The sequence below is a fragment of the Bacillus sp. FSL H8-0492 genome (assembly GCF_038006145.1).
Lineage (GTDB): Bacteria > Bacillota > Bacilli > Bacillales > Bacillaceae_G > Bacillus_A > Bacillus_A mycoides.
Map to the genome: position 1 here is coordinate 583,367 of NZ_JBBOUP010000001.1, position 13,486 is coordinate 596,852.

Consider the following 13,486-nt stretch of genomic DNA (forward strand, 5'->3'; position numbering starts at 1 on the left):
AGCTTGTCAAATTAAGGGGAGATTATAAGTATGTTAGAAAAACAAATTAATGAAAGATCATTGTTATTGCATAAAGAGTTAGTAGGGAAAATTGAAATTACAAGTAAAGTAGAAGTGAATACAGCGGACGATTTAAGTTTGACTTATACACCGGGGGTAGCAGAGTCTTGTAAAGCAATTGCGGCAGATGAGGAAACAGCTTATGACTATACAGCACGTGGTAATATGGTTGCAGTTGTTTCAGATGGAACTGCAGTACTTGGTTTAGGGAATATTGGACCGAAAGCGGCTATGCCTGTTATGGAAGGGAAAAGTATTTTATTTAAGACATTTGCGAATGTAGATGCTTTCCCGTTATGTTTAGGGACGACTGATGTGGATGAAATCGTTACCCTTGTTAAAAATTTAGAGCCTACATTTGCAGGAATTAATTTAGAGGATATTGCAGCACCACGTTGCTTTGAAATTGAAAGACGATTAAAAGAAGAAACGAATATTCCTGTATTTCATGATGATCAGCATGGGACGGCTATTGTCGTTTTAGCAGCTGTTATTAATGCACTAAAAGTTGTAAGTAAACAAATGAATGATGTGAAAATTGTTATTAACGGTGCGGGCTCGGCAGGAATTGCAATTGGAAAATTGTTATTAAAAGCTGGTGCAAAGCACATTACGTTAGTTAGCTTAGAGGGTATTGTTTGTGAAGGTGAAACATGGATGAATGGAGCACAAATCGAAGTTTCAAAGAAGACAAATCGAGAATACGTACGTGGAACATTAAAGGAAGCAATTCATCAGGCTGATATTTTCATTGGTGTATCGGCGCCTAACGTATTAACGAAAGAACTTGTACAGACGATGAATGAGAAAGCGATTGTGTTTGCAATGGCGAATCCAATCCCAGAAATATTCCCAGAGGACGCATTAGCAGCTGGAGCTGCTGTAGTTGGAACTGGTCGTTCTGATTATTCAAATCAAGTAAATAATGTATTAGCGTTCCCTGGTATATTCCGTGGTGCATTAGACGTACGCGCGACTGATATTACAGAAGAGATGAAATTAGCAGCAGCATATGGGATCGCTAACATAATTACGGACGAAGAGCGTAATGCGAATTATGTAATTCCAAATCCATTAGATAAAAGAGTTGTTCCAAGTGTTGCAGAAGTAGTAGCGAAAGCAGCCATTGATTCAGGTGTGGCACAGATTACGAAAATGCCAAGTTATAAATAGTCAAAAGCAGCGCCTTAAAAAGGCACTGCTTTTTTTTTGAGATAAGAAATCAAAATAATGAAGAAGTGTAAATTTATTCAAGCCCCTTTCATTATTTATTTAACTCCATTGCAACTTGTTTACCATTTATTAAAACCTCAGTTACTGCTACGATCACTTCTATCATTTTTTTTCATCTCTCATCTCTCCTCGCGTCATTTCTTACTTTAAGTATAAGAGAAGAGAGATAATCCACCTATCGAAGTACGTGACGTAGAAATTACATTGTTGTAAGGAAGTGTTTCAGTTTTGTCACTTTATTCGGCATTGATTACAAATTGATCATAATATCTTTCATTCACATATATATTTAATACCCATAATCCAGATGAAGGTAGTGACATTACGAGAGGGAGTTCCTTTACGGTTGTATCGACTGTATTTGAAGTAGTCCAAGTTTGTTTGGAGGTTTCTTTTTGAAAGAGTACTGGTGTTGGAGTTGTAGTTCCTTGTTTTAACGCGATAATAGATAGTTTTCCAGTTGGCATTTCAGGATCCAGGAAGAACCACATTATTTCATTTTGCTCATTTGCGATAATAGAGCTATCAGCCATTGCAATTTTTCTTTCAATGCCTTTTAACGGTATTTTTCCTTCTACGAATGATGGTGCTTCTTCCCAATTTACATCTTTTAAGACACTAAGGTGAAAAAAGGAAGGTGCGTTAATTTGAGAGGATGACGTTTCTATTACTTCTTTTTTAGGTGCTGTTGAATCGGGTTGCGATTGCGCGCAGCCAGTAATGAGGAAGGAGAAAAGTAGCATAGTTCCGATTTTTTTCATAGTGCCACACTCCTAATTTTTATTGTTAGTGTAATTGTATTTGCTAGCAGACGAGACAATTCCTTTAAATCATAAAAAGAGGTCGTAAGTTTTGTACGACCTCTTTTGACATTTTCTATCCCGCATTAACTGCCCGTAAACGCCCGATTGGTTCAACTAATAATCAGTGGGGATGAACAAAACCCCCACTGATTAAAGTTTCACTTTATATTTGTTCAGTTGAAAAGGTTGGTTCTCTCTCTTTTTGAGGCATTGTTAAGAAAATAACAGAAAGGACGATACATACTCCGCCTAATAATTGATATGCTCCAAAAGACTCATTAAGCCAAGCGATTGAAACGATGGCAGCTACAAGTGGTTCAATGCTAGATAAAATACTTGTTTCTGTTGCTGCTAAATATTTAAGACTCCCGATATAAAGAAGGAAAGAAAGAGTGCCACTTATAATGATAAGAATAAGCATAGGAAAAGTTTGAAGTGTGAAAGTTTGCGAAATCTGACTCCACCCAAAAGAACGATTACAAATAAGCAGTGCAATCCCTCCAATTAACATCCCCCAGCCAATTACTATAGTTGTTCCGCATTCTTTAATAAGGGAAGCCGGATGAAGGGTATAAAACGCAAAACCAATCGCTGTTAATAGGCCGAAAGTAATAGCTGCTTTAGATAAAACAATATTTTCAATTGAACCGTTTGTAATAATAAAGTATGTCCCTGTTAGAGCAGTTATAATTGCGAGTATTTGCATAGAAGCAGGGAATTTCTTTTGCTCAAACGCAATGTAAATAGTAATAAGAACAGGACCTAGAAATTGAAAGAGTGTTGCTGTGACGGCATTACTAATATGAACTGTTTCGATAAAGGCGTATTGCGCACCGAGCATGCCAAGAATAGAGAAAATAATAAGCTGTATAGAATGTCTAGGGTGTTTCCAAATTTTAAATATGTTTTGTTTCTTTATTAGTAAGAAAGACAAAATAAATATTCCTGCAAGCAACAAGCGAATTGTTAAAAAATCAAGTGATGATACGTTAGTATGTTGAAATAGCCATTGAATCATCGGTCCAGATAATCCCCATAATGTGGCTCCTGTAATAATCATAATGAGTCCAATACGTCTACTTTTGTTCATTATCATGCATCTCCTCTCTAGTATTTGATTATTAATGCGTTACATGATAAAAGGAATTATATAGAACTTCTGGTACTGTAAAAAGTATCAGTTATGTGTTTTTGGAAGGGGTCAGTTATTGTGTTAGAATTAACGCCTAATTTGAATGCAAATAGTAAGACGGCATTGTATGTACAATTGTATGAGTATATAAAAAAAGAGATTAAAGATGGAACGATTCCGGCTTTTACGAAATTACCGGCTAAGAGGAAGCTAGCAACATATTTACAAGTAAGTAAAAATACAGTAGAGGCAGCTTATGAGCAACTTCTTGCCGAAGGATATATTGAGTCGATTTCTAGAAAAGGTTATTTTGTATGTGAAATCGAGCAAATGATTCATGCGGAAGGTAGCGAAGAGGTAATAGAGGAAGTACCTTTTCAAGAGCAGGTGTATAAATTTGACTTCACTCAAACGGGTGTGGATACTAGTACTTTTCCGTTTCATGTATATCGAAAAATTACGAACGAGGTATGGCAATTTGAAAATAAAGATTTACTTTTTATTGGACATCCGCAAGGGGAGGTAAGTTTACGAGAAGCAATCGCGAGCTATTTGTATGAATCAAGAGGTGTGCGATGTTCGGCTAGTCAAATTGTAATCGGAGCTGGTACGCAAATATTAGTGAAGTTGTTATTTCAATTGTTAAAAGGAAGTGGTTATGCAGTTGAGAATCCTGGGTACCACCGGAAAATGGTTGTTTTTGAGCAAGGGGAACAAAATGTCCAAATGTTATCTTTAGATGGAGATGGAATTTGTATGTCACAGTTAACTGATAGCCATGCAAATGTTGTATTTGTTACACCTTCGCATCAGTTTCCTTGCGGGATGATTATGCCGATTACGAGAAGGATGCAGCTCTTACAATGGTCAAAAAAAGATGAAGGAAGATATATTATTGAAGATGATTATGATAGTGAATTCCGTTATTCAGGAAAGCCGATTCCAGCGCTGCAAGGGTTAGATAGAGATGGGAAAGTAATTTATATGGGGACGCTCTCTAAAGCGCTATTGCCATCATTACGGATGAGCTATATGGTGTTACCAAAGGAATTGATTGAAAAGTATCAACAACAATATTTATTTTACACACAAAGCGTTTCAAGAATGGATCAAGAGATCATTAGGAAATTTTTAAATGACGGGCATTGGGAAAAACATATTCATAAAATGCGTGTTGTGTACCGAAAGAAGAGAGACCGTCTTGTTTCGGTATTAGAAAAATATTTTTCTAATCGCATTGAAGTAATAGGGGAAGATTCCGGCCTACATATTTTATTAAAAGTGCATAATGGGATGGAAGAGAAAGAATTAATGGAAGCTGCAGCTGAAAGGAGTATTAAAGTGTATCCTGCTTCGATATATTATAAGGAAGGGACTTCTCCCAAAAGTACAGTATTGCTTGGATTTGCGACTTTATTAGAGGAAGAAATTGAAGAGGCCATTCAATTATTATATACAGCATGGTTTACAAGAAAGTAAAAAAACATCCTCATAAATGGAGGATGTTTTTTTATTATTTTTCTTCATCTAGGAAAAGAACCATATGCTCTTCATCCCAATATTGTCCGTTATATTTTAATGAACGTTCTTGCACGCCAAATGTTTTAAAGCCTAATGACTCATAAAGTTTTTTTGCACCATCGTTTCCGACAACAACATCAAGCATAACTTGCTCTACTTCTAAAGATTTAGCAAGCTCAAGACATTCTTTAATAAGTGCTTTTCCCGCTCCAAGTCCGCGTGCTTTTGGAGACACGTATACTGAACCGATTTTTGCTTTATGTTCTTGTTTTACATATGGTTTCGTTTCCAGTGTTGCAACTCCGATTAAAGCGCCATCTTTAAATGCACCTAGTGTATAGTTCTCATCTTGTGCTAATTTTTGGGCTTTATATTCAATAGCACACTCTTTATTAATAATATCTTCATAAGAAGAGCTGAAAGCTTCCGGATTTTGTTTTAATCCTTCTACTCGAAGTTCTAAGTAAATTTCTGCTTCGTCTTTTGTTAATACATGGATATCCAATTGTATCACCCTCCAAATCTTTGACAGTTATACCTATATTTTATATTGAAATAAGAATAATTTCAAAAGCTTAGCTTATAATAGTTGGTTTTATAAATAAAATAGCACCAGTAGTGTTGACTACTACTGGTGATTTCACGCATATATTATACAAATGGTAATTCAATTATAAATTCTGTTCCGACTTCTAATTCGCTTTTAACTTCAATAGAACCATTATGAAGTTCTACAATTTCTTTTGCGACAGCCAGTCCGATACCTTTTCCACCTGTAGCTCGTGTTCTGGATTTATCGACACGGTAAAAGCGATCAAAAACATGTGGGATATCTTCTTTTGGAATACCTTCACCTTCATCTTGTACACTTATTGTAAAAGTATTCGCACTGGTTAGTACACGTATTATTATAGAAGTGTTTTCTGGTGAATGTTGATAAGCATTGTGTAATAAATTTAACATAACTTGTTCCATACGTCTTTCGTCTATGCAAACTTCTAAATCATCTTTGCAATGTACATGGAGTTGCATTTGTTTGTTTGTTAATGTTGTTTTTGTTTTTTCAACCATTCGTTCTAAAAATGGTTTAAGAATTACTTTTTGTTTTTTTATAACAAACTGGTGTTGCTCTAATTGTACAAGCATAAATAAATCTTGTACGAGATCGGTTACACTATCCGTTTCGTCTTCAATGATTTGTAAGTATTCTTCACGTTCTTCTTTCGTTAGAGAATCTCTTTTTGCTACCTTTGCATAACCTTTCATATAGGTTAATGGAGTTAGTAATTCATGCGCTACACTAGCGAGAAATTCGTTTCGTTCTTTTTTCATATACGTAAGTTCACTAGATAAATCTTCAATCGTTTTTGCTAAGCTTCCAAGTTCATCATTTCGTTTAATTCCTAATTGAATCGGCTTATTTAATTTTGACATTTTTTCTGTCGCCCGCTTCATTTTTATAAGCGGTTCTGTAATAACACGAGAAAAAACAAAGACAGAAATAGTAGTTAAAATAATTGTCAAAACACTAATGATAAGAAATTGATTCATGAGTTTAAGTAACATATTTTCTAAGAAAGATGTCTTTAATAACATATATAACTTACCTTGAAATCCTTGAATTTCCAGCGGGCTTACTGTTGAGATGAATTTTGATTTTTTCCAGTTTTTTTCAACGATTAATCCACCTTCTGGGATAGTCTCAGTTTTACAAGTAAGTTGTTTTTGCATTTCTTTCGTTACGGGTTCTGAGGTAGAAATAATTTTGCCGTTATTGTCTGTTATAATGATAGCTATATCAGAGTTAGCAATTAATTCTGATTCAACTAAGTGTTCAGCCTCAGTGTTGATATCAAACTCGGGGTACACAGCACGTTTAGGTCGTTTACTGTGTTCAGCGCTTTCTGTGAGTTGCCTTTCTTTAGAATATGCACCCCACTTCGCGCGGTTTTTAATCATTTTACTATAGCGATTTCCTTTCTCTAAAAGAGCAAGAGTTTCCTCTTCAATGCGTATGTTTGAAAGGTTCTTATAAAAAGATACGAAGGCAATTGTTTCAATACATAAAGCTAATATTAAAAAGTATGTCCCAACTTTAAGGGAAAGTTTGCTCATTTTCTCACCATACCTTATTTCATATAGAGTGAAACTTTAATCAGTGGGGTTTTATCCATCCCCACTGATTAAAGTAATTATTCACTTTTCCATTTATATCCGACTTTATAGACGGTTTCTAAATAATCTTCAACTGGAAATTCTTTTTTGCGTAATTTATCACGGATATTACGAATATGTGAATCGATAGTTCTGTATTCGATGTCTGTTTGATAGCCCCAAATTTTTTCAATTAAATCATCACGGCTGTAAGCACGGTTTGTATTTTGTAAAAAGAGTCCAAGTAACGAGAATTCAATAGGAGTTAGTGAGATTCTTTCACCATAAACTGTAACAGTATGTTTCGTTTTATCCCACTCAATACCATTGAAGCTAACAAAGCCATCTTTCTTCGTACGGCGTAATATAGCCTCGATTCGCGCGACTAATACATGCTCATCGAATGGTTTTGTAATGTAGTCATCTGCTCCCATAGTCAGACCTTTGACCATATCATAATTTTGGTTGCGAGCTGTTAGCATAATAATTGGAACGTTGGAAATTTGACGGATTTGATAGCAAGTATCCCACCCATCCATATTCGGCATCATAACATCTAATAAAATAATATCGAAGTCCTTTTGTTCGATTAATTCTAGCGCTTCAAGGCCAGAAGTAGCTTTCATACAAAAATAGCCACGAGGGCTTAAGAACAGATCTAACAATCGCAACATACGTTCTTCATCGTCTACTAATAAAATTTTCACCATAATCTTGTGCACCCCAAACTATTCATTCTACTTGTATAGTTTACATGAAAATAATAAAAAACTCTTTTTATGTGATTGAATGGATGGCTGATTTTTTCAATCAGGGCAATTGACATAAAAAATGCACTAGTTTTGCACAACTATTTTTTATAATAGAAAACGTAGCGACACAAATACCCTATGTTGCGACATAACGTCATGTCATTTTATTTATAAAATGACAATTCCATTCTATTGTGTATGTGAGATAGAGAGGGTTTTCGTATTCACCTCGCATCGGATAAGAAAAATTTCCTATCTCACACTTTTTTTAATATAAAGGGGATTGTACACATGAGTAAAAAAGTAGAACGTTTACAAAAAGAAAAGCAAGATCGTAATGCGATTGTAATGTGTGTTGCGGTATCTATGCTTATTATGATAAGTTGTGTAAATAAATTTTTCGGGATTTTATAATAGAAAAAAAGCTTATTGCTTCTTAAGAAGCAATAAGCTTTTTTAATGTGTTCTATATAATAAACCAGGGTAGAATTGCCAGTCCAGAAGTTACAATTGCTGTAGCAAATATTAAAAAGATAGCTTGTTTGTTTTGTTTCATGTTACATTCTCCTCTACATATCAATTGCTTGCTATACGTTTACTTAATAATTAGCGGGAGATGAATCCTCCTCGCTGAGTAAAGTTTCACTTTATATTTTTAGTATAACGAATGGAAAGGATTGGAACGATCGATAAAGGTGACATGAAGATTACATTGTTGTAATGAAAAAAGCATCTTAATTAATAAGAAGATGCTTTTGAAAAATTATATTTAAATGTTAATTATTTAAGAATAAAACCATATGCTCTTCGTCCCAATATTGGCCATTATGTTTTAAGGACCGTTCTTGCACGCCGTAAGTTTGGAAGCCGAGGGACTCATATAATTTTTTTGCAGCAGTGTTATCAGCAACAACATCAAGCATGAGCTGTTCTACATGTAATTTATCGGCATTTTCAATAATCGCTTTAATTAAAGCTCGTCCTGCACCGAGACCACGCGCTTTTGGAGAAACAAAAACGGAGCCGATTTTTGCCTTATGCTCTTGCTTAATAAATGGCTTTGTTTCTAGAGTAGCAATACCGACTAAATCATTATCTTTGAAGACACCTAGAGTATACTTATCCGGATTGCTTAATCGCTTTGCCATAGCAGCGACAGGGTTTTCATGTTTAAGAACATCTTCATAAGAAGAGCTAAAAGCCTCAGGGTTTTTCGTTAAACCTTCCATACAAACTTTCAAATAAATTTCTGCGTCCTCTGTTGTTAATAAGCGAATTTCCATAGTTGTAACCTCCTAGATTGATTCAAATTTAATTCATTAACTTTGTAAGATTAAGTTTAGTTAAATGTATTCTGTGACTATTCTTTCTTAATTTGTAAAAGAATGAAAAGATTATGCTACTATGTTTTCATTTTATTTATCCCGCTATTTGTGGGCAGTAAAACTCCTACCTCAAAATTCGGCTGGAGCAAAGAAGTTAGGTGGGAGCCCTGCTGCCCGTAAAAGCCCGATTGGTGAAGGCTAATAATCAGTGGGGGATGAACACCCCCCACTGATTATAGTTTCACTTTATGTAATGAAATTATATATTAACTTTATTAACTATTCAAGGTTTTAATATGTTACATTTTTATAACTAAAATTTCCGCTTTGTAAAGGAGTCATTTTTATCCAACTATTCGTGGGAGTCAGATTGCCCGTAAAAGCCCGATTGGTTGGGCTAATAATCAGTGAGGAGGGAAAAACCCTCCACTGATTAAATTTTCACTTTCTTTTACGTATTCAATCGTTTATTTTGTAGCCATCGATTCGTTCCGGATGTGTATAAATATTGCAAGATCCATTTCGAATAAATCCTACTACGGTAATACCTAAATCGTGGGCGAGTTGCAGAGCTAGTTTAGTTGGAGCTGATTTAGATAGAACAATTTCGCAACCTATTTTTGAAACCTTTAACAAAATTTCAGATGAGATGCGTCCGCTAAACGCAATGATTTTCCCTTGAACAGAGATATTGTTTCGTAAACAATGACCGTATATTTTATCTAGCGCATTATGTCTTCCGATATCCATTCTTGATAAAAGAATGTTATTTCGATCACATAAAGCGGTATTATGCACACCACCCGTTTGGCGAAATGTAGTTGAAGATTGTTGTAAGGAAGTCATTAGGTGAAAACATTCTTCCGGAGTAATAGTTATATGTATATCATGTAACTTTTTTGCTTTTGCTGCATCGTTGACGAAAACAAAACCTTGTCTACTTTTCCCGCAACAAGAAGTTACGTACCTTTTATTATATAAAGTTTGATAGAGCGGATTAATTTTTGATGATTTTACATGGACAATTCCGTTTTCTTTTTGGATCCATAATTCTTCAATATCTTTATAAGAAGAAATAATTCCTTCAGAAATTAAAAAACCGGTTACCATATCTTCAATGTAATTAGGAGTGCATACAATTGTTACGTATTCTTCGCCATTTAATTTAATTGTAATGGGAGATTCCGTAACAACCTCATCGGTTTGTTTTGAAAATGTACCAGATTGATAACGTACAATTGTATATGTTTCTTGAATAGGCCCCATATTAAATTCCCCTTTATATGTATTTTTCCCCATATTTATCATAAAACATCGAAAAAACAAAAGCATCTACTAACAAGAAGATGGCAGATTATTTTGGTTATTATTGTATATGTACGATATAATAGATTTGTAGAATAGCGACATTTTCAAGCTTTCGTAGTTATACCTTATAACATCTAGAATCGACTTCCAAAGGAAAGTATTTCAACAGGGCGCTTCAAAAATATGTACAACACAATTATGAAAACGGATTCAAAATTGTGTTGTACAGTTAGTTGTAAGGAGAGGGGAAACTATGACAGAACAGACAGTCCGTGTAACCGTTGATGGTAAAGAATTTTTCGTATCAGGTGAAAAGACGATACTCCAATTGTTTAACGAAGGTAATTTAGAACATCCTCAAATTTGTCATGTACCAGAGGTAGATCCTATTCAAACTTGTGATACATGTATTGTAGAAGTGAATGGAAGTTTACTACGTGCCTGTTCGACGAAGTTGGAAGATGGCATGCATATTGAGAGGCAATCGGAACGTGCAAAGGAAGCACAAACAGAAGCGATGGATCGAATACTAGAGAATCATTTATTGTATTGTACAGTATGTGATAACAATAATGGTAACTGTAAAGTCCATAATACAGTACATATGATGGAGATTGAAGAACAGAAATATCCATATGAACCGAAAGTAAGTGCATGCGAAGTGGATACGTCGCATCCGTTCTATCGATACGATCCAAATCAATGTATTGCTTGTGGGCAGTGTGTAGAAGTATGCCAAAATTTACAAGTGAATGAAACTTTATCGATTGATTGGAGTTTAGACCGTCCACGTGTTATTTGGGACAATGGTGTGAGTATAAATGACTCGTCTTGTGTTAGCTGTGGGCAATGTGTAACAGTTTGTCCTTGTAATGCATTAATGGAAAAAACGATGCTAGGAGAAGCTGGATTTATGACTGGTTTAAAACCAGATGTGCTTAATCCAATGATTGATTTTGTAAAAGATGTAGAGCCTGGATATAGCAGTATTTTAGCAGTTTCAGAAGTAGAGTCCGCGATGCGTAAGACGAAAATTAATAAGACAAAAACAGTTTGTACATTTTGTGGTGTAGGTTGTTCATTTGAAGTATGGACGAAAGATCGTCAAATTTTAAAAGTGCAACCTGTTTCAGATGCACCGGTTAATGGTATTTCCACATGTGTAAAAGGAAAATTCGGATGGGACTTTGTGAACAGTGAAGAGCGTATTACAAAGCCGTTAATTCGCCAAGGGGATATGTTTGTTGAGGCTTCATGGGAAGAGGCTCTTGAAGTTGTTGCATCTAATATGCAACATATTAAATCAGAGTATGGTAGCGATGCGTTTGGGTTTATTTCTTCTTCGAAAGTAACAAATGAAGAAAACTATCTTATGCAAAAACTAGCTCGTCAAATATATGGAACAAATAATGTAGATAACTGTTCCCGTTATTGCCAATCTCCAGCAACAGACGGTTTATTTAAAACTGTCGGTATGGGCGGAGATGCTGGAACAGTGAAAGATATTGCTGAGGCAGGTCTTGTTATTATTGTTGGGGCAAATCCAACAGAAGGACATCCTGTACTTGCAACTAGAGTGAAGCGTGCTCATAAATTACATGAACAAAAACTAATTGTCGCAGACCTTCGTAAACATGAAATGGCGGAGCGTGCTGATATATTTGTTCACCCGAGTCAAGGGACGGATTATGTATGGCTTGCTGGGATAACGAAATACATTATCGATCAAGATTGGCACGATAAAAAGTTCATAGCTGAAAATGTAAAGAATTTTGATGAATATAGCAAAATGCTAGAAAAATATACGCTTGATTATACTGAGGGAATTACAGGGATTTCTAAAGCTCAGTTAAAAGAAATGGCTCGTATGGTATATGAAGCAGATGGTACTTGTGTACTTTGGGGAATGGGTGTAACTCAAAATACAGGAGGAAGTACAACGTCAGCAGCAATTTCAAATTTACTTCTCGTTACAGGTAACTACCGTCGTCCTGGTGCCGGTGCGTATCCGTTACGCGGGCATAATAACGTACAAGGTGCTTGTGATATGGCGACATTACCGAACTGGCTTCCGGGTTACCAAGCTGTTTCAGATGATGTGCATCGTGCGAAATTTGAAAAAGCATACGGTACTACCATTCCGAAAGAACCGGGATTAAATAATATCGCAATGTTACTTGCGGCCGAAGAAGGAAAACTGCGTGGTATGTATGTTATGGGAGAAGAAATGGCTTTAGTAGATTCAAATGCCAACCATGTACAACATATTTTAGCGAATTTAGACTTCCTTGTTGTTCAAGATATGTTCTTATCGAAAACAGCTCGTTTCGCCGATGTTATTTTACCAGCAGCACCAAGCTTAGAAAAAGAAGGAACGTTTACGAATACAGAGCGCCGTATTCAAAGATTGTATGAAGTATTGAAGCCACTTGGTGATTCTAAGCCAGATTGGTGGATTTTACAAAAAGTAGCTCGTGCACTGGGCGGAGACTGGGATTATGGAAGTCCAAGTGAAATTATGGACGAAATTGCATCGCTTGCACCGTTATACTCTCAAGCGACGTACGACCGTCTAGAAGGCTGGAATAGTTTATGTTGGGGTAGCCATGATGGTAGTGATACACCATTATTATATGTAGATGGATTTAACTTCCCAGACAAACTAGCACGTTTATCACTAGATGAATGGGTTCCGCCAGTTATAGCACCAGATGAGTATGATTTACTATTAAATAATGGCCGTATGCTAGAGCATTTCCATGAAGGGAATATGACGAATAAGTCGGCTGGTATTTTATCTAAAGTGTCTGAAGTATTTGTTGAAATTTCACCTGAACTTGCTAAAGAACGCAATGTGAAAGATGGTGGTCTTGTAGAGTTAGCATCACCATTTGGAAAAATCAAAGTACAAGCGCTTGTTACAGATCGTGTAACTGGAAATGAGTTATATTTGCCGATGCATGCGACAGTAAATGAAGAGGCAATCAATATTTTAACAGGAACAGCAACAGACATTTATACGTGTACACCAGCTTATAAACAAACAATGGTGAAACTGCGCGTATTACGTGAAAAAGGAAATCGTCCGTTACCATCTTCAAACCCGAGAGATAAAAAACGTCATCCGCAAAATGGTGTTGAAATCGAGCGAAAGTGGCAAAGAAAACAATACGTATCACTTGTGGACCAGAATTAGGG

11 protein-coding genes are annotated in these 13,486 nt (G+C 35.7%); 4 read left to right on the forward strand and 7 right to left on the reverse strand.

Annotation, left to right across the window (positions count from 1 at the left end):
* Positions 1-30: 30 nt before the first annotated feature.
* Positions 31-1,233, forward strand: a complete 1,203-nt coding sequence (locus tag MHH66_RS03000) for an NAD(P)-dependent malic enzyme (protein ID WP_078185211.1) — start codon at positions 31-33, stop codon at positions 1,231-1,233.
* Between the two features lie 296 nt (positions 1,234-1,529).
* Here the strand turns inward: MHH66_RS03000 and MHH66_RS03005 are convergent, their stop codons facing one another.
* Positions 1,530-2,054 (reverse strand): DUF4871 domain-containing protein, encoded by a 525-nt coding sequence (locus MHH66_RS03005; RefSeq protein WP_002029695.1) that lies wholly within the window; start codon positions 2,052-2,054, stop codon positions 1,530-1,532.
* A 205-nt stretch (positions 2,055-2,259) separates the two neighbouring features.
* Positions 2,260-3,186 carry a DMT family transporter gene (locus tag MHH66_RS03010; RefSeq protein WP_078185212.1) on the reverse strand — a complete coding sequence of 309 codons (927 nt, stop codon included), beginning with the start codon at positions 3,184-3,186 and terminating at the stop codon, positions 2,260-2,262.
* A 120-nt stretch (positions 3,187-3,306) separates the two neighbouring features.
* Here MHH66_RS03010 and pdxR point away from each other — a divergent pair, with 120 nt between their 5' ends.
* A complete protein-coding gene (gene pdxR / locus MHH66_RS03015) occupies positions 3,307-4,707 on the forward strand; it encodes a MocR-like pyridoxine biosynthesis transcription factor PdxR (RefSeq protein ID WP_078185213.1) in 1,401 nt (466 codons plus the stop codon).
* Between the two features lie 34 nt (positions 4,708-4,741).
* Here pdxR and MHH66_RS03020 read toward each other — a convergent pair whose 3' ends face one another.
* The 3 genes from MHH66_RS03020 to MHH66_RS03030 all read right to left on the reverse strand — a co-directional run bounded on the left by MHH66_RS03020 (position 4,742) and on the right by MHH66_RS03030 (position 7,613).
* Entirely contained in the window at positions 4,742-5,254 is a 513-nt protein-coding gene (locus MHH66_RS03020) for a GNAT family N-acetyltransferase (RefSeq protein WP_063219458.1), read from the reverse strand.
* A gap of 146 nt (positions 5,255-5,400) precedes the next feature.
* Positions 5,401-6,864 (reverse strand): sensor histidine kinase, encoded by a 1,464-nt coding sequence (locus MHH66_RS03025; protein ID WP_002188251.1) that lies wholly within the window; start codon positions 6,862-6,864, stop codon positions 5,401-5,403.
* Positions 6,865-6,941: 77 nt separating this feature from the next.
* Entirely contained in the window at positions 6,942-7,613 is a 672-nt protein-coding gene (locus tag MHH66_RS03030; protein ID WP_002010439.1) for a response regulator transcription factor, read from the reverse strand.
* A gap of 333 nt (positions 7,614-7,946) precedes the next feature.
* On the opposite strand from MHH66_RS03030, the gene MHH66_RS03035 reads away from it, so the two are divergent.
* Positions 7,947-8,069, forward strand: a complete 123-nt coding sequence (locus tag MHH66_RS03035; RefSeq protein ID WP_002029704.1) for a hypothetical protein — start codon at positions 7,947-7,949, stop codon at positions 8,067-8,069.
* Between the two features lie 362 nt (positions 8,070-8,431).
* On the opposite strand, the gene MHH66_RS03040 is transcribed toward MHH66_RS03035, so the two are convergent.
* Positions 8,432-8,938, reverse strand: a complete 507-nt coding sequence (locus MHH66_RS03040; protein ID WP_000405886.1) for a GNAT family N-acetyltransferase — start codon at positions 8,936-8,938, stop codon at positions 8,432-8,434.
* A gap of 501 nt (positions 8,939-9,439) precedes the next feature.
* Positions 9,440-10,246 (reverse strand): formate dehydrogenase accessory sulfurtransferase FdhD, encoded by an 807-nt coding sequence (fdhD, locus tag MHH66_RS03045; RefSeq protein ID WP_078185214.1) that lies wholly within the window; start codon positions 10,244-10,246, stop codon positions 9,440-9,442.
* Between the two features lie 295 nt (positions 10,247-10,541).
* Here fdhD and fdhF point away from each other — a divergent pair, with 295 nt between their 5' ends.
* Positions 10,542-13,484, forward strand: coding sequence for a formate dehydrogenase subunit alpha (fdhF, locus tag MHH66_RS03050; protein ID WP_078185215.1), 2,943 nt, complete (start codon positions 10,542-10,544; stop codon positions 13,482-13,484).
* Positions 13,485-13,486: the final 2 nt, after the last annotated feature.